Origin of the sequence: Sinorhizobium sp. BG8, from assembly GCF_016864555.1 — a bacterium.
Classification (GTDB): Bacteria; Pseudomonadota; Alphaproteobacteria; order Rhizobiales; family Rhizobiaceae; genus BG8.
This window is the reverse complement of the sequence record NZ_CP044011.1, coordinates 2,462,882-2,484,748: the sequence shown is the minus strand read 5'-3', so window position 1 is coordinate 2,484,748 and position 21,867 is coordinate 2,462,882. Positions and strand designations below refer to the sequence as shown.

Annotated in this window: 19 protein-coding genes, 3 tRNA genes and 3 pseudogenes; 12 read left to right on the top strand and 13 right to left on the bottom strand. The window is 57.1% G+C overall.

Annotated elements, in window-relative coordinates:
* Nucleotides 1-89: 89 nt before the first annotated feature.
* Nucleotides 90-1,115 (top strand): hypothetical protein, encoded by a 1,026-nt coding sequence (locus tag F3Y30_RS11655; protein WP_203422885.1) that lies wholly within the window; start codon nucleotides 90-92, stop codon nucleotides 1,113-1,115.
* 51 nt (nucleotides 1,116-1,166) lie between these two features.
* Here the strand turns inward: F3Y30_RS11655 and F3Y30_RS11650 are convergent.
* Both F3Y30_RS11650 and F3Y30_RS11645 read right to left on the bottom strand, forming a co-directional pair.
* Nucleotides 1,167-1,240 (bottom strand) — tRNA-Gly (locus F3Y30_RS11650).
* A 24-nt stretch (nucleotides 1,241-1,264) separates the two neighbouring features.
* Nucleotides 1,265-1,349 (bottom strand) — tRNA-Tyr (locus F3Y30_RS11645).
* Nucleotides 1,350-1,563: 214 nt separating this feature from the next.
* On the opposite strand from F3Y30_RS11645, the gene F3Y30_RS11640 reads away from it, so the two are divergent.
* On the top strand, nucleotides 1,564-2,439 hold the full coding sequence (locus F3Y30_RS11640; RefSeq protein ID WP_203422884.1) for an RNA methyltransferase: 876 nt from the start codon (nucleotides 1,564-1,566) through the stop codon (nucleotides 2,437-2,439).
* Between the two features lie 3 nt (nucleotides 2,440-2,442).
* Here the strand turns inward: F3Y30_RS11640 and F3Y30_RS11635 are convergent, their stop codons facing one another.
* Nucleotides 2,443-2,733 (bottom strand): hypothetical protein, encoded by a 291-nt coding sequence (locus tag F3Y30_RS11635; protein ID WP_203422883.1) that lies wholly within the window; start codon nucleotides 2,731-2,733, stop codon nucleotides 2,443-2,445.
* A 160-nt stretch (nucleotides 2,734-2,893) separates the two neighbouring features.
* Nucleotides 2,894-3,517 carry an FMN-dependent NADH-azoreductase gene (locus F3Y30_RS11630; RefSeq protein WP_203422882.1) on the bottom strand — a complete coding sequence of 208 codons (624 nt, stop codon included), beginning with the start codon at nucleotides 3,515-3,517 and terminating at the stop codon, nucleotides 2,894-2,896.
* A gap of 147 nt (nucleotides 3,518-3,664) precedes the next feature.
* On the opposite strand from F3Y30_RS11630, the gene F3Y30_RS11625 reads away from it, so the two are divergent.
* Complete coding sequence (locus F3Y30_RS11625) at nucleotides 3,665-4,612, top strand: LysR family transcriptional regulator (RefSeq protein ID WP_203422881.1); 948 nt, start codon at nucleotides 3,665-3,667, stop codon at nucleotides 4,610-4,612.
* 61 nt (nucleotides 4,613-4,673) lie between these two features.
* A tRNA-Thr gene (locus tag F3Y30_RS11620) sits at nucleotides 4,674-4,749 on the top strand.
* Nucleotides 4,750-6,928: 2,179 nt separating this feature from the next.
* Here F3Y30_RS11620 and F3Y30_RS11600 read toward each other — a convergent pair.
* Together F3Y30_RS11600 and F3Y30_RS26355 are read right to left on the bottom strand one after the other, a co-directional pair.
* A complete protein-coding gene (locus tag F3Y30_RS11600; protein WP_203422880.1) occupies nucleotides 6,929-7,600 on the bottom strand; it encodes a recombinase family protein in 672 nt (223 codons plus the stop codon).
* A 637-nt stretch (nucleotides 7,601-8,237) separates the two neighbouring features.
* A pseudogene (locus F3Y30_RS26355) lies at nucleotides 8,238-8,765 on the bottom strand (DUF6428 family protein).
* A gap of 93 nt (nucleotides 8,766-8,858) precedes the next feature.
* Between F3Y30_RS26355 and F3Y30_RS11590 the strand changes: the two are divergent.
* The gene (locus F3Y30_RS11590; RefSeq protein WP_203422879.1) at nucleotides 8,859-10,952 is read left to right on the top strand and encodes an ATP-binding domain-containing protein; all 2,094 of its coding nucleotides are present in this window, start codon (nucleotides 8,859-8,861) and stop codon (nucleotides 10,950-10,952) included.
* Nucleotides 10,952-11,692 carry a DUF2290 domain-containing protein gene (locus tag F3Y30_RS11585; protein ID WP_203422878.1) on the top strand — a complete coding sequence of 247 codons (741 nt, stop codon included), beginning with the start codon at nucleotides 10,952-10,954 and terminating at the stop codon, nucleotides 11,690-11,692. Before F3Y30_RS11590 ends, F3Y30_RS11585 begins: the two co-directional genes overlap by 1 nt.
* 169 nt (nucleotides 11,693-11,861) lie before the next feature.
* Here the strand turns inward: F3Y30_RS11585 and F3Y30_RS26350 are convergent.
* The 3 genes and pseudogenes from F3Y30_RS26350 to F3Y30_RS11575 form a co-directional block, all read right to left on the bottom strand.
* Nucleotides 11,862-12,030, bottom strand: a pseudogene (locus tag F3Y30_RS26350) (enolase C-terminal domain-like protein); the annotation flags it as partial.
* A gap of 156 nt (nucleotides 12,031-12,186) precedes the next feature.
* On the bottom strand, nucleotides 12,187-12,480 hold the full coding sequence (locus tag F3Y30_RS11580; RefSeq protein ID WP_203422877.1) for a hypothetical protein: 294 nt from the start codon (nucleotides 12,478-12,480) through the stop codon (nucleotides 12,187-12,189).
* Nucleotides 12,477-12,830 (bottom strand): metalloregulator ArsR/SmtB family transcription factor, encoded by a 354-nt coding sequence (locus tag F3Y30_RS11575; protein ID WP_203422876.1) that lies wholly within the window; start codon nucleotides 12,828-12,830, stop codon nucleotides 12,477-12,479. The genes F3Y30_RS11580 and F3Y30_RS11575 overlap by 4 nt, the downstream gene beginning before the upstream one ends.
* A gap of 173 nt (nucleotides 12,831-13,003) precedes the next feature.
* Here F3Y30_RS11575 and F3Y30_RS11570 point away from each other — a divergent pair, with 173 nt between their 5' ends.
* The gene (locus F3Y30_RS11570) at nucleotides 13,004-13,225 is read left to right on the top strand and encodes a heavy-metal-associated domain-containing protein (protein WP_203422875.1); all 222 of its coding nucleotides are present in this window, start codon (nucleotides 13,004-13,006) and stop codon (nucleotides 13,223-13,225) included.
* 121 nt (nucleotides 13,226-13,346) lie between these two features.
* Here the strand turns inward: F3Y30_RS11570 and F3Y30_RS11565 are convergent, their stop codons facing one another.
* Entirely contained in the window at nucleotides 13,347-13,808 is a 462-nt protein-coding gene (locus tag F3Y30_RS11565) for a cytochrome c (RefSeq protein ID WP_281435462.1), read from the bottom strand.
* Between the two features lie 634 nt (nucleotides 13,809-14,442).
* Here F3Y30_RS11565 and F3Y30_RS11560 point away from each other — a divergent pair.
* The 5 genes from F3Y30_RS11560 to F3Y30_RS11540 all read left to right on the top strand — a co-directional run bounded on the left by F3Y30_RS11560 (nucleotide 14,443) and on the right by F3Y30_RS11540 (nucleotide 19,324).
* Nucleotides 14,443-15,918 carry a multicopper oxidase domain-containing protein gene (locus F3Y30_RS11560; RefSeq protein WP_203422874.1) on the top strand — a complete coding sequence of 492 codons (1,476 nt, stop codon included), beginning with the start codon at nucleotides 14,443-14,445 and terminating at the stop codon, nucleotides 15,916-15,918.
* Nucleotides 15,919-15,931: 13 nt separating this feature from the next.
* Entirely contained in the window at nucleotides 15,932-18,169 is a 2,238-nt protein-coding gene (locus tag F3Y30_RS11555) for a copper-translocating P-type ATPase (protein ID WP_203422873.1), read from the top strand.
* A complete protein-coding gene (locus F3Y30_RS11550; protein ID WP_203422872.1) occupies nucleotides 18,166-18,372 on the top strand; it encodes a DUF2933 domain-containing protein in 207 nt (68 codons plus the stop codon). Before F3Y30_RS11555 ends, F3Y30_RS11550 begins: the two co-directional genes overlap by 4 nt.
* Entirely contained in the window at nucleotides 18,369-18,869 is a 501-nt protein-coding gene (locus F3Y30_RS11545) for an SRPBCC family protein (protein ID WP_203422871.1), read from the top strand. Before F3Y30_RS11550 ends, F3Y30_RS11545 begins: the two co-directional genes overlap by 4 nt.
* Nucleotides 18,870-18,952: 83 nt before the next feature.
* Entirely contained in the window at nucleotides 18,953-19,324 is a 372-nt protein-coding gene (locus tag F3Y30_RS11540; protein ID WP_203422870.1) for an EF-hand domain-containing protein, read from the top strand.
* 81 nt (nucleotides 19,325-19,405) lie between these two features.
* Here F3Y30_RS11540 and F3Y30_RS11535 read toward each other — a convergent pair.
* From F3Y30_RS11535 to nirK, 3 genes and pseudogenes are all read right to left on the bottom strand, one after another.
* Nucleotides 19,406-19,740, bottom strand: a pseudogene (locus tag F3Y30_RS11535) (four-helix bundle copper-binding protein).
* 27 nt (nucleotides 19,741-19,767) lie between these two features.
* On the bottom strand, nucleotides 19,768-20,187 hold the full coding sequence (locus F3Y30_RS11530) for a DUF305 domain-containing protein (RefSeq protein ID WP_203422869.1): 420 nt from the start codon (nucleotides 20,185-20,187) through the stop codon (nucleotides 19,768-19,770).
* 442 nt (nucleotides 20,188-20,629) lie between these two features.
* Nucleotides 20,630-21,706, bottom strand: coding sequence for a copper-containing nitrite reductase (gene nirK, locus F3Y30_RS11525; RefSeq protein ID WP_246752719.1), 1,077 nt, complete (start codon nucleotides 21,704-21,706; stop codon nucleotides 20,630-20,632).
* Nucleotides 21,707-21,867 lie beyond the last annotated feature (161 nt).

Sequence of the window (21,867 nt, the reverse complement as noted above, 5' to 3'; positions counted from 1 at the left end):
AGGACGGCACGCTCGTCCACTACTGGAACCCGAAACGCGCAGTGAAGGGAGCGCCAGACTACCTGTCTGCACGCCGCCTCGATGATGGTTTGACCGACGAGCAGATTACCGAGACCTGCAAGCGGTTGACGGATCAGCTGCGGCACGAACTCAGGCATCTGGGCGCGGCGCCTACCTACAGCGGCACGATCAAATCCCTGATAGATGTCTATCGACACGATCCGACCAGTTCACTCCGGACGGTCAAGCATTCTACCCGAATCAGAGACTACGAGCCGAGCCTGAGGGTGCTGGAGAAGAACGTCGGGGAGATTGAAATCGCTACCCTGAGGGCCTCCGACTTCAAAAGATGGTTCGAACGATGGCGTAGAAAAGGCCACAGACGGGCCTCAGGCGCGATTAAGCTCCTCCGGGTGATAATCTCCTACGGAGCCGGAGAACGCCTCCACGGCTGCGCAGAGGCCCGCTTGATCCTTTCGGATATGCGCTTCGAACTTCCGGCCCCGCGGACGGTCGCGATGACCTACGATCAGTGCTTGGCGATCGTGGCAAAGAGCGCCGAGATGGAATGCCCCTCAATCGGGTTTGTCGAGGCGGTAAAGTTCGAAACGGCGCTCCGGCGTATCGACGTCATTGGCGAATGGGCACCGTCTTCGGAGGGCCAGCCTTTCCGGTGGACAGGCCTGCAAGCCAAATCCATTTCGAAGGATATGATTCTCACGCTCAAGACCAGCAAGACGGGCGTGGGCGTCGCACGCGATCTCAAAACCTTGCCGCTGGTCCAGGAAGCCTTGAAAGCCTACCGCATTCCCGACATCGGCCCCGTCGTGATCGACGAGGACACCGGGAAACCATACTGGGAGAATCGCTACACCGAGAAATTCCGCAAGGTGCGGGATGCCGCGGGCGTGCCCTCGAATATCTGGTCGATGGATTCGCGAGCGGGCGCCGTGTCGGAAACGGTTGAAGCAACCGGCTCTCTGGAAGCAGCAAGAGACCTCGCGACTCACACCACGACGAAAACCACTCGTCGTTACAGCCGTGGCGACGGTTTGGAGGCAAGCCGCAAGGTAGCAGAAGCAAGAGCTGGAAAACGGCCGAAATCAGCCGAGTGACACGGCAGTGACACGAGTGACACGCCACCACCTGTAAGTGATTGAAAAGATTGGAGCGGGTAGCGGGAATCGAACCCGCGTATTCAGCTTGGAAGGCTGCTGCTCTACCATTGAGCTATACCCGCGGCGTTCGATCCGAACCAACAGAATGGTGGAGGGAGTTGGATTTGAACCAACGTAGGCTGAGCCAACGGATTTACAGTCCGTCCCCTTTAACCACTCGGGCATCCCTCCATTTTTCTGTCGGGATCAAGCGACCAAGCATAAGCAGATCAGAGAGGCAATTCCGTGAGGCGCGGCCCCTTCGATCTGGGCGGCTATATGACCGGCCTCCTTGATCCTGTCAACACGAGGGTACGGAAATTTTTGCGAAAAACACGACAAAGGTTGCGAGGCCGTTTCGAGCACCGGGGATTTGCGGAACGGTCAACGAAGGCTATAAGGCGGCATGAGCAAAGACGAAAAGACCGGCAAGAGCGCCAAAGACACCCACTACGCCAAGCTGCGCAGGGCGCACCGCGACCAGCGGCGCGAACGGGGCGAAATACCCACGCCCAAAGACGACCGCAGGCGCCGGCAGGCCGAGAGCTGGAAAGCGCCGGAAATCGCGCCCGACCAGGTCTTCCTCTACGGACTTCACACGGTTCGCGCGGCTCTCGACAACGCCGAGCGAAAGATCGTCAAGCTCAGCGTGACCCAGAACGCCGCCCTCAGGCTCGAGCTGCCGGATCCGGCCACCCTGCCCTATCCCGTCGAAACCGTGCTTCCTTCCGATCTCGACAAGATCCTCGGACCCGAGGCGATCCACCAGGGCGTCATGCTGGAGACGCGTCCCTTGCCCGTCCGCAGGCTGGAGGCACTCAAGGACAGCCCGCTTATCCTCGTGCTGGACCAGGTGACGGATCCGCACAACGTGGGTGCCATCATGCGCTCCGCCGTCGCGTTCGACGCAGGCGCCGTAATCACCACAATGCGCCACTCGCCCACCGAGTCGGGCGTGCTTGCCAAGACCGCTTCCGGTGCTCTCGAGCTCATTCCCTATATCCAGATCACCAATCTGGCCGAGGCGCTCGAGGAACTGCACAAGCTTGGATTCTTGACCATCGGTCTCGATTCGGAAGGTCCGCAGCCGCTCGAGGGTACTTTCTCCGGCGACCGAATCGCACTCGTCATGGGATCAGAGGGCAAGGGACTGCGCCAGAAGACGCGCGCCACCTGCAAGGCGCTTGCGCGCCTCGACATGCCCGGCGCCATCAAGTCGCTGAACGTGTCGAATGCCGCGGCGATCGCCATGTATGCCGCACGGCAGTTTCTCGCGAAGTAGAGATCAATCGGCTGCGAAGGCGACCGGCATCGACATCAGGGAAGGCCTGGCGGACACCGGGCATCCGTCCTGAACCTTCTGCCAGCTCGTCACGTTGAGAACCATCGTGCATCGCGCGAGATATCGGCGGCCATCGACATTGAGGCAGACAACGGAGCCGAGTTCGTGCTTGGACCCGTCGCGATTGCGGCAGGTACAGCGCGCATCCGGCGGCCCGCCGGCGGCTGGAAGAGCCTCAGCCGCTACGCCGGCCAGCACTGCCGCGAACAGGATCATTCTTGAGAAGCGGGCCATCGCCGAATTTTAGTCCGATCGGCGGATTTGTCGAGCTTGCACGGCGCTGCGCGGCGAAGGCAACACCCATCCGGTGCCGAAGGGAATCGGTCGTCCAGAATCGAACGAGCCGCCGGACGACTGTCCGGCGGCTCGAGAATCATCTGCCTGCGCGACAGGATCAGCCGGCGAGCTTCCAGTCGCCACGGCCGGCGATCGACTTCTCGGCTTCGGCAATCGCGGAATCCTTGGCGTCACCACCAAGCGCCAGGCCTTCTGCCCGAACGAATTCGATATCGGTGATGCCGAGGAAGCCGAGGACTGCCTGCAGGTAGGCTTCCTGGTGGTCCATGGCCGCAGCAGGGCCGCTGGAGTAGTGGCCGCCACGGGTGGAGACGACGATCACCTTCTTGCCCTTGGCCAGGCCTTCGGGACCATTTTCCGTGTAGCGGAAGGTCTTGCCGGCGACCGCGATGCGGTCGATCCAGGCCTTGAGCTGGCTCGGCAGGGAGAAGTTGTACATAGGAGCACCGATGACGAGCGTGTCGGCTGCGAGGAACTCATCGAGGACGGTCGCCGATACGGCAACTTCGCCGGCAACCTGGGCGTCGATTTCCTCGGGCTTGGCGTTGGCCGCCATCAGGTGTCCGCCGTGAAGGTGGGGAAGCGCCTCGGCAACGAGATCGCGGTAAACCACCTTGGCCTCGGCGTGATCGGCCTTGATCTGGGCGACGATGGCCGCTGTCAGGCGGCGGGATACGGAATGGTCTCCGAGAATGCCGGAGTCGATGTGAAGAACGTTCATGGTCTTGCACCTTTGAGCGGGTTTCGATGCACAGACATATGTTCCGAAAACAATGACCCGATAAGCCGGCCGAAGGACAATTGACTGTTTCCCGAGAGAAACAATAAATGGACAGTTCCGATCAAACGCCACGCCGGAAGCCGATCCATGCAGGACCTCAATGATCTCGCCCTGTTTGCCGCAGTCGTCAGGAACAAGGGTTTCACTGCCGCAGCCAACGCGCTCGGCGTGCCGAAATCAAAGGTGAGCAAGCGGGTGGCCAGTCTGGAGGAGCAACTGGGCGTACGCCTTCTCGAACGCTCGACCCGCAAGCTCAGGGTGACGGAAATCGGACAATCCTTCTACGAACACTGCGCGACCGTGCTCGAGAGCGTCGAGGCTGCCGAGGCCGTGATCGCGGCGGCGAAGGATGAGCCGGCCGGGATGGTGCGGCTCGCCATGCCGCCGGGCTTTGCGCCAATGCTCGCGGATGCGATCCCGTCCTTCCTCAAGAAATACCCGCTGATTCGCCTTTCGATTACCGTGACCAACCGACCGATCGATCTCATCGAGGAGCGCATCGACGTGGCGCTGCGGGTTCGCGAGGGATATGACAGCGACCAGTCTGTCATCGTGCGCAAGTTCGGTGGCACGCGAAGCTATCTTGCAGCGAGCCCATCCTTCGTCGAGAAGCGCGGGCCGATCACCCTCGAGACGCTGCCACGGATGCCGACAGTGGCTCTCCACGAGCAGTCGTCGCGCGTGATCTGGACCCTCGTGAACGCTGAAGGCGATTTTCACGACATCGCTCACACGCCCGTGCTTGCCTGTGCAGACTTCGCGATCCTTGAGCGGGCAGCGATCGAAGGTATCGGCATCGGCCTCCTGCCCGATACGCTCGTTGAGCGCGGGTTCAGAACCGGTGTGCTCGTGCCCATCCTGCCCGAGTGGTCGTCACCGGAATCGACCGTCCATGCGGCCTTCCCCTCCCGGCACGGCATGCTTCCCGCTGTCCGGGCGCTGATCGAGTTCCTCGCGGAGAACCTCCCGCGCTCGATGTCCCGCTGTGCCGAAGTCATTCCCCGGCCCGCCATGATTCCCGACTGGACTATCTGATGAACATCATGTTTTTCGCTTTACAGCGGCGCGAAATATGATAACTCCCTCCAGCAATGATGCCCTTATAGCTCAGTTGGTAGAGCACCTGATTTGTAATCAGGGGGTCGCGAGTTCGAGTCTTGCTGGGGGCACCATTTTCTGACAAATCCACGAACACGTGGCGTCTGGCTTAAATTGTCAGTATCAGAGCATTCACGCTTAACCGCCGCCTCGAGTTCAGCATATTTTCCGACGATTGTTATCGTCGTGCCTGCCTCCTTGCGAGTGCCTGTCACAATCACGCGCTCTAAAATGGAGCCCAAATAACGCTTGATACTCGCCGGCTCACCATGCCGGAGATGATCGATTACCTTACAAGAAAAATAATCAATCTGGTCATCGCTGATACCTGCCACTTCCTTGTCAGAGATCAATTCCCTGACAGCGCCTCTGCACTGGCTAAGATTCGATTGCGCCTTTTCCAAGCGCTCAAGTATCAACGGCTCCTTGGCCAAATTCGGTGAATGCTTTGCGATCGTGTACAAATTTTCGAAGGTCTGCTCAGCCACTTTAAGGCGGTCCCGCAGGGCCTGGGCGTGCCCTTCTCGCTCGGATTGCTCCGCGAGGTAATGCTCTCTCAGCTTTTCCAAAAGAGAACGAATGCGTCGCGGATCGAGTACCTGGGTAATGATCTCATCAATAACAATCTCATCGAGCGTTGTTTCGGGAACTCTGGGTCCATCGCAGTCGAACTTGCCAAACCGATCGTCCCGTCCGCAATGATAGTAGCGGTAATCTTTGCCAACGTGGTTTCTTCCGGTTGAGAGCGTCATTCCCGCGCCACACCCACAAAAGGCAATCCCGGATAATAGGAGCGGACTGGAGAACTTTTTTGCCGTGCCAAGTCGCGGGTCTTTGCTTTGAAGCTGCTCCGCGAGAGCCTCGAACTCCTCTGAAGTAACGATTGCAGGTACGGGAATGACTATGAGCTCCGGCGAGCGACTCAGCCATTGTTCATCTTTGGCATTTTCGTTGTAAAGTTTGGTGCCCTTGTAAATCGGGTTGGTCAATATCCTATGGATGTGGGCTTTATTCCACCGCCGAATCCGACCAATGCAGATGTGTTCTTCATTTAGCTTAACGGCAATTGCCTTAACACCCAACGGAGGGCTGTCGGGAGAGCCGTACAACGCCAAATCGAAGATGCGGCGCGCGAGTGGGCGCTCCTCCTCGTTCACAACAATAATTTTGCGCGACGGGTCCGAATCGACTGGAACGGCCTTGTAACCAAGAGGGAGTACTCCGCCTACGTAGAACCCTTCCAGCGCTAGCCGGGTCATAGTTCGGCTTGTGTCTTCAGCAGTTTTTCTTGAGTGCACTTCATCAACGAGCGTTGATGCAGCTTTCCCAATAAAGCCCCCAATGTCTTTAGAAAAATTCTGTGTAACAAATACGAGTTCAATCCCGTTCTCGAATAACATTGTCTCATATCTATCAAAATCACTCATCCTCCTGGAGAACCTTGCAGTATGATAAACAACAAGTTTTTGAATTTTTGGATGAGAATTAAGAACATCATCAATCATTTTCTTAAATATCGGTCGATTTGTCGTCTTTGCGCTCCGACCCTCTTCCTTGTACACGTCTACAAGTATCCATCCTTTATCTTTTATATACCGCTTTAGCTGCTGCTCCTGATCTGGAATCGACAAATTGCTCGCAGCGCTTTCTCCCGTAGAAACACGGCAATACGCAACAGCCCGAACCGCCAAACTCGCCAGCGACGTGGAGTTCGTCGTTTTACCCTGGAGCAGTTTCCGCCTCGCCGAGACCGAGCCTCTCCGCCCGAAATCCGTTTTTTCAGATGCAAGAGTTTCGGGGGGCTTTTTGGGCATTGGTATCATCCTTCATTTTCCAGGCGGACGGTTCGGTTCCCGCCCGATGTCAAAAAGGGCACTCATGATAGTGCTCGCAAGCCCGGCTCTGAGGGCGCGTACTTCAATATCGGTCACTCGAAAGTCTGTTGTGAAGACCGTCGTGACAATCCAGCGTCCGCTGGCTCTTGTTTGCATGCGGCACGGAAACTTTGACTGTGGGCGAAAATTTTCGGTCACAGATCGCGCTCGAGAGAACCCTGAAGATGGCAGTAGGGACATCTGGTTGCCACGCGTCTTCATATGTCGCTCCGTTAAGCGGTCACTTCTTTGTTATTGGCAAACCTACTGAATTTCGCGGCCTCACGGAGCCACCGACGTGAATGCGTCGCCCCCTATCCGCTGAATGGAATACGATCATCTGGAGCGAACATCGATCGATCGGCGGTGGAGGACGTTGCTACAATCTTCGTCTCATTGGTAATTTTAGGCGTTTGGCGATCTCTTTTGTTCCCAATGGCCCCGTCGCACCATCACCCGAGAGAAATAGTTGGAAAACCAATTTGACGTTCTTGGCCTCCAGCAAGTCAGCAACGAGTCTTTGCCGGGTTCTTCCATAGGGTAGAACAGCGGTTGCAGTGGAATATGGCCGGCGGGACCCCGTCGAATATCCGCCTCTCGGCAGCATCGCCAATGCAGCCCTGATGTACAGACTGTCTTGTCGAGAGAGATATTCGCCGAACTTTCCCATGAGGCGTCTCATAGTAGTTCGATCCTGAGCGCCTGCCACGCCTTCGGAAATCGAAACTAAACGGACCTCGGCGCACTCCAGCACTTGGACATAACGATTTAATCCGCGCATACCTCGAAAGAAACGGCTGTTCGTGGTCACGACAACGACGTCGAAAGAATGGTCAATATCGACTGCCCGAGCAATCATCCGTTGGAACTGTGGGCGCTTCCCATCAGTACCACTACAGCCACTGTCAGCGTATTCTGCAATGAACTGCCATCCACGTGCCGCGCAAAACTGCTCGATCTGCGCTCTTTGATCCACGAGCTTGAGATCGTCTGCACAGGCATTCCGAAGATATGCGACTGCACGTGTTTTCATTTCATCGTGTGCTACCACCTCAGCCTCCTCCTGTAGGTATACTAGGAACAAACCATTCTACCGCCGTCCGGCAGCTAGGTATCGTCGAGTGCTGCAGCGCTGTAATGGAAGCACCATCCGATCCTTTTTTCCACTACTTTAGCGCGAATAAAAAGTATTGATCAAACAAAACTATTTTGGCCGACCATCAAAGGGAAAAACTTTGCATCGACCGCTATTTGGAGTCTTTAATTATAGGCTATACTTAGGTTTCTTTACCTAACTAAAGACTTCAATTTTTCCCACCATAGAACAATTTTCTAATTTAAAAATTCAACTTATGGTTCACTTTTGCGTGAGAATCTATAAGATTGCGCCTTCGCTTCCATCCGCCAGCGGCTGGAAGCGACAATTGCTCTTTTTGATTGTGAGCCTGCGCAATTGAAGATGACCCGACTGGCGCACGCCGTCTGTTAATGAGTTGTTTCTCGCTCCTGACTACTAATCTCCGCTTGATACTCCCATTCCGGCTGCGGCCAGGTGCCTTTGTTGAAAGCGAGCACGGCGCGGATATCGTCGTCGCTCATGACACTCCCGAATCCCCGCATGTCGCTTTTGTAGCCTCCGCCGACGACCGCTGCAGGACCCTTCCTTGGTGATGCGGAAAAGCGCGCCGTCAGGGTGGTGCCGGGTGTGGCCGAATTCGTCGTGCGGTGGCGCAGCCATGCGCCCGGAGGGCAGCGGGCTTTCCAGTCCCGCTGGCCTTCAAGGTTCGCGCCCTAGTGGCGCAAGGCCGACCGTGTGGCTTGCAACTCGCCGGACGCGGCGTCAACGCGACGTGGAGAGCGCCGTCTTCCGCATTAGAAGCGTTCGCGCAGAATAACTGCATCGGGCGGACGCCATCGCTGACTTCGAAGGTCAACTTGGCGGAGCCGTCAAGACGGACGTGTTCGGAAAACTTGCGGTCGGTGGCCGAGAACTTCCCGGCTGATATATGTGTCCGCTCGTTTTCGTCGATGTCCCAGAGTTGGACTAAGATATCCGACCAGGCCTCCTAAATCGCCCCGAAATACAGCGCGGAAAACTGGCCAGCCTTGATCTTGATCGCATGATAGCCGGGCTTCACGGGCCTTCCGTCATGGAGGAACACCAACGGTAGGTCTGGTGTCTCTCCGGCTCTGCCGAGCAATTCTCCGAGAGAGATGTCGGTTCGGTGGGAATGGCTATTGTGCCGACGACTTGATCTAAAAACGGGCTGGAACTAGGGTCGCCCGCTAGAGAATAGGGAAAATACTTCATGCCGGTAACCTTCATCCCCACCATCGGGCGACGCGAGAACGATGCGGTTGCGAACAATCTGGTTCGCGCAGTCCGTGCGGGAGAGGTGTTTGGCCTAACCGAAAAGATCGTCCTCTATGCCGGATGGCCCCAAGTCAAAGACTACGACGGCCGAACCCATAGCTCCGACTTGACGGTGGTGGGCGATACACAGGGTATAAAACTGGTCAAGATTTCGTTGTCGTCCGACAGGGCGGACGTTAAGCGAGATGCCATCAGCATCCTTCAAGCGGCCGCCACGACAGAGTCCCTGATGGGAAAGAGCCTGCAACTGAAAAAGAAGCGTCGGCTGATTTTTGACGTCGTTCCAATCATTTACGCCCCAAACCTTGATCCGAAAAAATTTGACAACGACGAAGTCGAGTTCGCGGGCAGCGACGGTGAACTCTTCCGCCTGCTCAAACAAGAGAGTGGCCCGCTCGACAGCACTCAAATTGCAGAGGTTCAAGCCATTATCGAAGGCGCAAAGGCCCTTGGACAAATACTGGATGCCGAAGAAGACGAGGAAGTACATCCGGTAGCCCGAGCATATCGCGACCTCGAAGCTGTGATCTATAATTTCGATGCAACACAGAGATCGGTTGCACTAACCGCCATTCAAGGGCCCCAGCGCATTCGCGGTTTGGCCGGCACTGGCAAAACGGTCATCCTGGCTATGAAGGCCGCGCTTGCGCACATTGAAAATCCAAACGCGAAGATTCTGATTACCTACTATACTCGGAGTCTCCGAGATATCATTGAGCGATTGATCACTCGGTTTCACCGGCACTTTGCAGAGGTCGATCCGAACTGGGATAACGTCCATGTTCGCCATGGTTGGGGGCGGCAAAATTTGCCTGGCGTCTATCGTGATACCTGTATCCGCGCAGGCGTCTCGCCGAAGTCGTACAATGAGGTAAGCAACGTCAGCGATCCATTTGGCACCGTCTGCCGCGACTTGGTGGATCGAGGCGTTGTTGCCCCGTACTATGATGTTATTCTGGTGGATGAAGGTCAGGACTTTCCCGACGGCTTCTACCAAATGTGCTTCTATCTCGCAAAAGGCGACCGCGATCGGAAGCAGATCATCTGGGCATATGATGAGCTTCAGAACGTATTCGACGTGAAGGTACGAGAGCCCGAACAGTTGTTCGGAAAAGACACTGACGGGCAACCTCGCATCTCCCTGACCCGCAGCCTGCCAGGAGGAACTGAAACAAACGATTTCGTTCTCCAACGCTCGTATCGAAATCAACGCGACGTGTTGATCCTCGCACACGCGGTAGGTTTCGGCATCTATGGTGAAATTGTCCAGATGCTCGAGAATGCCAAGCACTGGGAGGACGTCGGCTATGACGTGGTGTCGGGAACTTTCACGTCAGGCAGCGAAAATGTTGTAGAGCGTCCGCTTGTGAATAGTCCGAGCGTCTTGGAAACGCCTGCTGAGGTTCCGATTATTCGGGGACAATCAGCTGATTCCTTTGGCGAAGAAGTCGAAGCCGCAGTGGCAGAGGTACGCTCTTTCATTGATAAAGGCATTCATCCACATCAAATCCTGGTAGTGAGCTTGGATGACCGCACCGCTAGGAGCTACTTCACCAAGATTGCCGACGGGCTTCTGGCCGTCGGCATTCCTTGCAATAATATCATCATCGACAAATACAGCGAACCGCCGTTCCGGATAGATGGCAAAGTGACGTTGAGCACCGTCTATCGCGCCAAAGGAAATGAGGCCGCGGTTGTGATCGTCGTGGGTGCCGATGCAGCCTCCTTGAAGACGAGAACCGGCCGAAACAAGCTCTTTGTTGCCTTTACCCGTACTAAGGGGTGGTTGCGCGTTTTCGGCATGGCCACTAGGACCTTTTCTCAATTAGCGTCGGAGATTAACGCCGCGGTCGAGAATAGCCCGCGATTAAGCTTCACTATGCCAAACATGAGCCAGCTGAACACAATTCAACGTGGTCTGGAAGAAAAGCATGCCCGCCTGGTCGAGGCCAAGCGTCGAATGGAACGTTTGAAGAATGAGCTCAACCTGTCTGATGAGGATATGGCGAGCTTGGTCGAGGAAGACTAATGACGCGGGATGACTTCAATGCGAGCATCCGGGCGATCCATGCTTTCTTCGAAAGCGAGGAATTTCTCGAACACACGGTCTATTTAGTGGCACTGCCCCGGTCTGAAGACTTCAATAAGACCAGTCTTACGTCGAGAGATTATGGGGTCGTTTATGAAAAGGGCCTCTCCCTATCGCACTACAATTTCATATTAAAAGACCTCGCATACTTTCAGTTCTCACACGATTCCGGGGGCGACTGGGCGCTGGCGTACTACCCAAATCCTCGAGTGAGTGGCTCGCCGGATGCCCTTGCCGAATTTAATGAATTGAAGGACGCTTTAGAACGAGACGAGATCAATGACGAAGAGTATTCGTCATTGATTTCAAGCCTCAATGTTGGCAACTACATTCCGCGTGTGCGGTTCGAGTACAGCGAGAGCCAGTACAAACGCGTGCGACATCCTGGGGCGCATTTCCACATCGGTATGTCCGGCGATGATCGATGGGCCTCATCACGCAAACTATCTCCTCGATCTTTTGGCATGCTCATCGCTAAGCATTACTATCCCGATCTATGGTGGAAGAATTCGCGGTTCTCGCTGGCCGAAGAGGATCAAGAGCTGCCAGGCAAGATCGAGACATGTTTCGACGAGAAGCTCCTTAACTCGATTCGAGGCGATGGTGTTTCTTTGGTTTTCGCGGCATTTGAGCGACAGACGTTCCACTTTGGGGCGTTGCAACCAAACGAAGCGGGCTAGCCCCGCGGTTGGGATGAGAAATCATGCTGTGAGGCCGTATCGCTCTCGTGAGCGCCGCCCAGAAGCCACCCGGAAATCGCCCGAGGAAATTTGAGCCGAAAATAAGCTCCAACTGGCCGAAGACCAAGTGCCTTCGAGATCGATAGAAACGAATCGGCATATCGTTTTAGCTGACGGCAGCGATCTGAAGACAAGCTGCCGACGCAAGGGGACAAGCGGGCATCCGGAGCGACCGCAACGTCATAGGTTCGGCCATCGTCGCGATCTTACGGCATTCGGATGCCGCCGGCGTGGCTAAGGTCCCGTTGGATTATGTCTACATTTCCGTCAGATAGAACCGACGGCTATTCGACTATTCTTATCAAGAGATCGGTATGGGACGTTCACGAGCGAGGTGTCTGCGGACGCCAGCGAGACCGTAATGTGTGATCGAAGTGTAGAGCCCGACAATCGACCCGTAGTTTAGGAAGAATCCCAGCGTCGACTCCGTGAAGTCACATGTCGAGTGTGTAGGTCAGCATCAGCTTCGAACCAAAGGCCATTTCGAACGAACTCTTCATGCCCCAAGCCGCGATCGCGAGTGCACCCGCGCGAGCCAGCAAAGCGCGGGAGAGACTGCGCTCTTGCACGCCCAACATTCCCCGGAAAGTGGCCATCACTACCGTCCACCTGCTCCCAAGGTGGAGCGCGATGACCAGGAGGTCTTCAGTTGGAAGACCGGAAGCCGACAGCGCCAGCTTCAGTTCTGGATCGCCTCCCGGGACTGGCTCCAACCTGATGTCGCTCATGACGGCTTCACCTCGGGAGCACAGCAGGGCGTAAGTTCGGCAATCAGCGGCGCACAGAGTTCGCTCGAGCCGCCGCAGCAGTCTTTCAACAGAAAGAGGGTTAGGTCGCGCAGCCCCTGAAGGTCCGCTCGGTAGATGATCGAGCGACTCTGGCGTTCGCTTGTCACGAGGCCCGCGCGTGACAGTGTCGCAAGGTGCGCGGACATGGTGTTCTGCGGGACCTCGAGAAGGCGGGCGAGTTCGCCGGCTGGCACGCCGTCGGGTTCGTGTCGGACGAGAAGTCGAAAAGTCTCGAGCCTGGTGGTCTGAGCGAGTGCGGCAAGCGCTGCGATTGCTACATTGATATCCATTAATCCAGAATAACGGATATAATGGCGCTGTCAACACTCCCTCCCCGCCATGCTTCTCGTCCAGGCAAAAATTGCGCCCCACACGGGCAGGCAAAATTCGAACCAACGCTATTGACCTTCCCATCGTTGGAGGCCCCATCTTCATTGAGATGAAACGAGCAGGAGACTATCCAATGATCCATCTAAATGTTCCGGATATGACTTGTGGCCACTGTGTGGGCGCGGTCGAGAAGGCAGTAAGGTCCGTCGATCCCGAGGCCAAGATTGCAGTCGATCTCGAGGCAAAGACGGCATCCATTGAATCCACGATCGGAGCAGAAGCCTTCATCGCCGCAATCGAAGAAGCGGGCTATGGGGCCGCCTTCAACAAATCGTGCTGCAGCCACGTCGCTTGAACACGTAGCATAAACACGCGCCGCAGGCTGCGGCGCGTGTCGGCAACGAGTTTCAGATAGGAAGATCAGAGGTTACACCAACAGCGACATTGATCAAGCTGCCAGCCGCTGCCTTGGCTCGTCAATCTCTCACCCGATATCGGGCATGACACGATGTGCACGTCTCCAGCATCATATGGAACGTGTGTTCGGCCGACATTGCGGCTCGGTTGGATTCATTCCGGGGGCGTTTTGCGAGTGGCCCGCCGCTAACCTGTTCGCCCATCCGCATTCGCATCTCATTCGGCATGGAGCCCGGGCTGTCGGAGGCTGCGTCGGCCAGTCCCTCGGCGTATCTCTCGAGGTCGTTTGATAGCTGCGCGAACCGTTCCCGTTCTGCTGCGATCAACTCGTTTGCCTCGGAACCCTTCACGGCCGTTACCGTCGCGAAGTCGGCGACGAGCCTCGTACCTGAGTAACGCTTGATCGCTTCTGAGGCGTCCCTGAAGGCCGTTGGCGAGTAGGTATCCGGTGATTTGAACATGGTCGCAATTGTTTTCGCGGCCGCAGCCATGGCTTTCATGTCTTGCTGACGCTGCGCCACCACTTCATTAATCGACTGTCCAGTGGACTGAAACGCGAAAAGGATGACCGCGGCAAAGGCTGAAATGAAGACTCCCGACCGCACTTTGCTGCTCCGTATCCTGACAAGCGTCTTCGGTTTATATTGATGAAGATCAAGGCGTACATGAGGAAGGCGACTATCGTTCTGTAAACGGCGACAATGAGCTGAGAGAATGGCAGTTCACAATAGGTTCGTGGCATTGTGGAAGTTCATCATGGCTGCTGTCGTTGCGGGCCTGCTGCTTAACGCGCCCGTTCAGGCCATGGCAACTGATTGCCACACGGAGGGAGTGGCGGTCGGAACCGTTCACGCACCTCCGCAACTCGCACCTGCTGATGCAGATCATCATCAGAACAACGCGTTCAAGGACAATCTTTGTTGCGCCAAAACGTGTGCTGTGTGTATCGGGAGCATCCCTTCTCCCGCCTCCGTGGCTTTGGGGTACGAACCCACGCCAGCATATTTCACTGACCGGCTTATCAGCCTGTCGGGCCAAGACTCCCCTGCCGTTTTCGAGCCACCTCGATCGATCCTGCTTTGACGAACCCGGCCTGACCAGTCTCGGGCCGAAATATCAGCAGGTCGATTTTCGACCGGATCGAAAGACATCACCATGCAACGCCGAGAATTCTTAAAGACGCTGGCCGTTGGCACAGCTGCCTTCGTGCCCATTGTAAAATCCCAGTGGCTGAACAACGCCCAGGCAGCGACCAACGGAGCAACCGAGCTATCCATCTCCAAACGCGTCCTGGAGGTGAACGGGAAAGCCGCGACCGTATTTGGACTCGGTGCGGCGGATGGAAAGTCGGGATTGGTCCTCAACGCTGGAGGCGATTTCGATGTCAACCTGTTGAACCAAACGAATGAAGATACGCTGATCCATTGGCATGGATTGACACCCCCATGGGGCATGGATGGGGTACCAGACAATCCAGCCAAGCTGCTGACCTCAGGCGAAACCCGGCACTACCTATTTCCAGTTGGACAGGGAGGGACGCACTGGATGCACGCGCATACGCTTCAGGAGCAGACGCTTCTGGCGGCCCCTCTGATCGTGCGGACCGCGGCCGACCTGGCGCGTGACGAACAGGAAGTCGTCATCCTGCTCCATGACTTTTCCTTCAAGACACCCGAGGAATTGCTGGCCGGACTGAAGGCTCCCGGCGCGACCGATGCCATGGGACATGGCGGGGCTTCCGACCATGTGAGGACCAGGATGCAAAGCATGGAGGGAATGCATCAGCAGCACATGTCGGGCAGCATGGCGATGCCAGGCATGCCAGCCATGGACCTGAACGACATCGAGTACGACGCCTACCTTGCGAACGACCGTACCTTGGATGATCCCGAGATCGTAGCCGTTGAAAAGGGAGGGCGCGTCCGCCTGCGGATCATCAACGGTGCAACGGCAACTGCCTTCACGATCGACACAGGCACCCTTCCTGGCGACCTGATTGCGGTCGATGGAAATGAGGTAGTCCCTGTATCGGGCGCTCGCTTCCCCATTTCGATGGGTCAAAGGCTCGACATTCGCCTGCAACTTCCGCCTGGTTCTGGAGTATTCCCCATTCTCGCCCTGCGTGAAGGAGCGAAGGAACGAACGGGCATCATATTGACCACCCAAGGTGCAAACATTTCAAAACTCAATGCGAGCGGGACCGAAAGCGGCCCCGTGCTCGACCTCTTTGTCGAAGAAATGCTGGTGGCGACCCAATCCCTCGCGCAGCGCGCCCCGGACAGGACATATGCACTGACACTCACGGGAGACATGGCCTCCTACATCTGGGAGATCGGGAGCGCGGACGGGCCGATGAAGGTGACGACCGGGAACCGCGTGGAACTGGCGATGCGGAACATGTCCATGATGGCCCATCCGATGCACCTGCACGGCCATCATTTCCAGGTCGTGGCGGTGAACGGCAAACGGATCAACGGGGCGATCCGCGACACGGTGCTCGTGCCACCCATGGCCGAAGTGGCTGTTCAGTTCGATACAACCAATCCGGGTCGCTGGCCCTTCCACTGCCATCACCTCTACCACATGGCGACGGGCATGATGTCGTTCGTAACCTATGAAAACGCAATCTAGGCCGGAGACGAGCATGGAACACGAACTTCACAAGCATGGGCACGAACTCTCCGGAGATGGACATCACGGCCACCATCACCACGGACAACATCCGGGCTCCGGGCAGCCCAGCACGCTGCCAGCGCAGGCCGTGCCCGAAGGTACGGTCTACACCTGCCCAATGCATCCGCAGATCAGGCAAATCGGCCCAGGCAACTGCCCTATCTGCGGCATGACCCTGGAGCCGGTGATCGCCACCGCCGAGACCGGACCCAGCGAAGAGTACCGGGACATGCTGCGCCGCTTTTGGGTTGGCTTGGTGCTCTCGTTGCCGGTTCTCGCCTTGGAAATGGGGGGCCACCTGACAAACCTTCACATGCTGCTGGGGGCGCAGTCGTCGAACTGGCTGCAGATGGTGCTGGCGACCCCGGTCGTTCTCTGGGCGGGATGGCCGTTCTTCCAGAGGGGCTGGCAGTCAATAGTGACGCGACACCTCAACATGTTCACATTGATAGCGATGGGCACTGGGGTCGCCTGGATTTACAGCGTCGTCGCCACGGTATTCCCGGGCATCTTTCCCGCCACATTCCGTTCAGGCGAAGGCTCCGTTGCCGTCTACTTCGAGGCCGCAGCCGTCATCACGGTTCTCGTTCTATTGGGACAAGTGCTGGAACTGCGGGCACGCGAACAGACGGGCGGCGCAATCCGCGCCCTGCTCGATCTGGCTCCCAAGATCGCCCGGAGGGTGAATGCGGACGGCTCGGAGGAAGACGTCGGTCTTGATCTCGTGGCGGTCGGAGACCGACTGCGTGTTCGTCCGGGAGAAAAGGTTCCCGTGGACGGCATGCTTCTCGAAGGACGCAGTTCGGTGGACGAGTCCATGATCACCGGTGAATCGATGCCGGTGACCAAGGAGATTGGCGCGAAGCTGATCGGCGGCACCATGAACCAGACTGGTGCCTTCGTCATGGAAGCCGGCAAGGTCGGCCGTGACACGATGCTCTCCCAGATCGTGCAGATGGTCGCGGACGCCCAACGGTCGCGCGCACCTATCCAACGCCTCGCCGACGAGGTCTCGGGATGGTTCGTTCCTCTCGTAATCGTGATCGCGGTCATCTCCTTCGTCGCCTGGATGTCGTTCGGACCCGAACCGAAGTTCGCCCATGGGCTAGTGGCGGCCGTTGCCGTCCTCATCATTGCATGCCCCTGCGCGCTCGGCCTCGCGACGCCGATGTCGATCATGGTCGGTGTTGGACGCGGCGCGCGCCTCGGGGTGCTGATCAAGAATGCCGAGGCGCTTGAGCGCTTTGAAAAAGTGAACACGCTTGTGGTCGACAAAACGGGGACCCTCACCGAGGGGCGACCCAAGGTTACGGCGATCATCCCTGGCCCCGAGCTGTCAGAGACGGAGTTGCTTCGTCTGGCTGCAACCCTGGAGAACTCTAGCGAGCACCCGTTGGCCCTCGCCATCGTCAACGCCGCTCGTGAAGGCGGCGTCCCGATAGGCAACGCTCAGGACTTCGACAGCCCGGTGGGCAAAGGCGTCACAGGCAAGGTTGATGGCCACACACTGATCCTCGGAAGCCATCGGATCATGGAAGAAGAGCGGATCGACGTCTCGTCCATGACAGCCAAGGCGGAGGAGCTGCGCAACGATGGCGCTACGGTCATTTTCATGGCCATGGACGGACGCGTGGCTGGGCTGTTTGCGATTGCCGACCCGATCAAAGCCACCACCCCGGACGCCGTCAAAGCGCTTGTGGACGCGGGAATACGCGCCGTCATGCTCACCGGCGACAACAAGACGACGGCCCAAGCGGTTGCCCGGCGACTGGGAATTGCTGAAGTCGAAGCAGAGGTTCTTCCCGAGGATAAGAGCAAGATCGTCTCTCGCCTGCGAAGTGAGGGACGGATCGTCGGAATGGCCGGCGACGGTGTCAACGACGCGCCAGCGCTGGCGGCCGCGGATGTGGGCATAGCCATGGGGACCGGAACAGACGTGGCGATTGAAAGCGCCGGGGTTACGCTCCTGAAAGGTGATCTTCAGGGCATCGTGCGAGCCAGGCAGCTTAGCCACGTCACCATGGCAAACATTCGCCAAAACCTTTTCTTTGCCTTCATCTACAACACCTTGGGAGTCCCGGTTGCCGCAGGCGTTCTCTACCCGGCCTTCGGCATATTGCTTTCCCCGATCATCGCGGCTGCGGCAATGGCGCTGTCTTCGGTCAGCGTCATCGGCAATTCCCTTAGGTTGAGGAGCGTCAAACTATGACATCGTCACGGACCTGGACGCTTATGGCCGCATCTTTGGTCGTCATCGGCCTGTTCTTCGTCCTGCGGGAGCATTGGGGCCACGCCCTTGGATTCCTGCCCTATCTGGTGCTGCTGGCGTGTCCCATCATGCACCTCTTTCACGGACATGGCGGGCATGGCGGCCACGGCCATCATCGAAGTGCGTCGGACGAAGAAAAATGAGCTACCAGTACTCGGCCAACTCCAGGGTTCGCATCCAAGCGTCGGCCGAGACACTCTTTTCGTATCTGGACGATCATCGTCGTCTTGCCGGACATATGTCACAACCGTCGATGATGATGCTCGGCGGTCGAATGTCGTACGAATTCGATCAGACCGAGGGCCGAGAAATTGGCGGGCGCGTACGTATGACCGGGGCAATCCTCGGCATGAGGCTCCGTGTAGAAGAAACTATCATCGAGCGGCGACCACCGACCCGCAAAGTCTGGGAAACGACGAACGAACCCCTCCTCCTGGTCATCGGTTCATATCGGATGGGCTTTGACATCGAGGCGATGAAGGTGTTTTCCGATCTCAGGGTGTTTATCGACTACAACCTTCCAGTGACGCTGACTGGACGTCTGATGGGCGGTTTTCTTGGCCCGATGTATGCCCGTTGGTGCGTAGGTCGAATAGCATCGGCTGCCGCCATCCGTTTCCAAGACACCGCGGGTCTTTGATCAAGCACAAACCAGCCCTCACGGGGGTGTATTATTGAACTGTATCCTGTCGAGCAGTCTTTGGGAGCAAAAGGAGAACGCAAATGGTCCCGGGAAAACTGACACGCATGACAGTAGTAGCCGCCTTACTTCTTTCAATGGGCCCCTTAACCTCGGCATTGGCCCAGTCAGGCACTGACACCACTCAGGCCCAAGGGACCCAGACAGAGCATGACCAGATGCCTGGGATGGCAATGGGCGGCAGAATGCAGGGAATGATGGGCGGCATGCCCATGGCTCCGATGCGCGGTCACATGATGAAAATCATGTTCGCTGTGGCGGACACCGATGGCGACGGCGGATTGTCCTTTGAAGAAGTCACGGCGGTCCACAAACGAATATTCGACAGCGTAGACGCGAACGACGACGGCAAGGTCACACTCGAAGAGATGCAGACCTTCATGCAAGGCCAATGACAACTGCGCCATTGAGTGATGGCAACCAGACCCGCCATCGAACACGCGCCGCTTAGGCGACGCGTGTTGGATTAGACCACGCTAGGCCGACATTTCTTCGCAACTTTTCGCGCAGCGCCGGCACGCGTCTACGCAACTCTGCATGTCGCCGATACGCTCGCAGTCGTCCGCACATTCAAGACAGATTTCTGCGCATTCCCGGCATACATGCCTGTGATGCTCAGACCCCAGGAGCATGAAATGTGCGGAGGTCCGGCAGATTCCGCGCATGCCATCATAAGCTGGAAATGGCGCGGTTTTGTATGTTCACCGCCCATCTCCAGGCAGTGATGCATGGCTGTCGATAGACATTCCCGATAGCAGGCCAAACAGTTGTCGATGCAAGCCTTCATCTCGGGCGACTGAGTATGATGCATAGCTCTTCTCCCGCTTTGCCAGTGCGACTACTGGGCGTGCTCATTGATCCACGTGTTCATATCCTCGATTTCCTTTTTCTGGGCGTCGATGATCTTCTCAGCCATCGATTTAGCCTCTGCATCGTCGCCGAATTTCAGTTCGACCTCAGACATGGAGATCGCGCCCATGTGATGGGCGATCATCCCGCACACGAAAGCGACATCGGGGTCTTTCGCCATCATTCCTTGCATCATCGCTGGATGCATTTCCCGCATACCCTCCATCATCGCCTTTTGATGTTCGGCCATGTCGCCCATCTGCATTTCCGGCATCTGCATGGCCTGGCTCGTTGCCATGTCTCCTTTGCATTTGTCCGGTAGCGCCATCTGCGCGGAGCTGAGGCTGGGAACGGCCAACACGGCCAGGGGAACGGCGGCGGCAACAACCATTTTTGTCCAGGAAGTCATTTGAATCTCCTTCGCTTTGTAACGGGGCATCAAAGTTAACCAGAACCCGGCTTGGGCGGAGGATAGAGGCTCCAAGTGATTACAAAAGGATGCTGAATCCCGACGGGATGCGGTCCATGCTGAAGAGCGAAACTGTTCGGCAAGACCGGAAGGACGGGAAAAACCCAAACGCACTGAGGCTGGCAACAGGTGCCCGTCACACCTCCCTCTGGGTCGTGCGAGGGGCCATTTTCGCACTGATGAGCAGAGACTGCCGCTAGTCCAGAATGGTGCGAGAAAGCCACCATGAGGACAAGTAGAACCAATGAGCAGAGTCTGACAAATGCGTGGGAGAGCGACATTTTTGGCAACCCACTGTTTTTCCAAGAACAGATTGGGTGCCAGGGAAGTTCCGTCAAAAAACGCCGCGAGCTGATTGAGTTTCGAGCGACTGTGAGAGCGATCAATGGGAACTGTGCGCGTTTTGCTCCGATTCATCGGCTTCGGCCGACACTGCCTCGAAAAGTGCTGGCTGACTTTCGCCTTTTACAACCAGCTTGCCTACTAAACCGCGCGCCGCCCGGGACAAGGCATGGTCAACCAGAACGTATTCACCGGGAACGTCCAAGGTCATGTCGACCACCGATGCACCGCCTGGCGGGACGGTGATCGTTTGCACGTCTTTCAATGGCTCTGTTGTCAGCGACGCAAGCTGATACGCCTTGTCAAAGATTTCGCCGATCACGTGGAAACTCGATGTCTTGTTCGGCCCGCCGACCCCGAAGTAGATACGAGCTGTCTCGCCAACCTTGGCCGTCAGGGCATTGTTGCCAGTCAGCGCATTTGCGGCTCCGTTAAACACATAGTACTCCGGGGCTTCCGCCATCAGCTTGTCGACGCTCTCGGTCAACTTACCTTTCGAGCCGTATGCCTGCGACGTGTAGACCTCGCCCTGCATGACGTAGAATTCCCGATCGACAGGAGGTAGGCCCTTCTCCGGTTCGACGAGGATCAATCCATACATGCCGTTGGCGATGTGGTGCGCGGCCAGCGGAACTGCACAGTGATAGACGTAGAGACCGGGTTTCAATGCCTTGAACGAGAACCCTTTTGTTTCTCCTGGTGCCGCGTCTGTCGCGACCGCTCCACCGCCCGGCCCCGTCACCGCATGGAAGTCGACGCTGTGGCGCTCACTGCTGTCGGCAAGGTTCGTGAGTTCCACCTGGATCGTGTCGCCCACCCGTGCACGAACGAATGGGCCAGGGACTTTCTTGTTGAACGTCCAATAGTGATAGGTTGCTCCGTCGGCTAACCTTCCGGTCACCTCGACGGTGTCCAGTTTGACCTTGATTGTTTCGGAACCGCTCCTTGCAATCGGCGGCGCTAGGTCGGTAGCCGCCCGGACAATATCGAGTGGGTCGGCAGCGGTCCCGTTCTCGGACGGATGGTCGTGGGAACCTCCGGCAAAGGCAGGCACTACTGTCACCGACATCAATGCCAGTGCAATGCCCAAAGAGAAACGTCTGTGGAAGTCGGTCATCGGATGAATCCTGAACGTTGCCTGTACTGCAACCATTCAAGACCTCACCCGTGCTGCTATCTTTGAGCTATCGCAAGCAAGGCTAGCACTCTCGAATTCGTGATCCGAGCCGTAACGGCTCTTCCGAGAGAAGGAGACCATGAGTTCGCAGCGCACCGCCC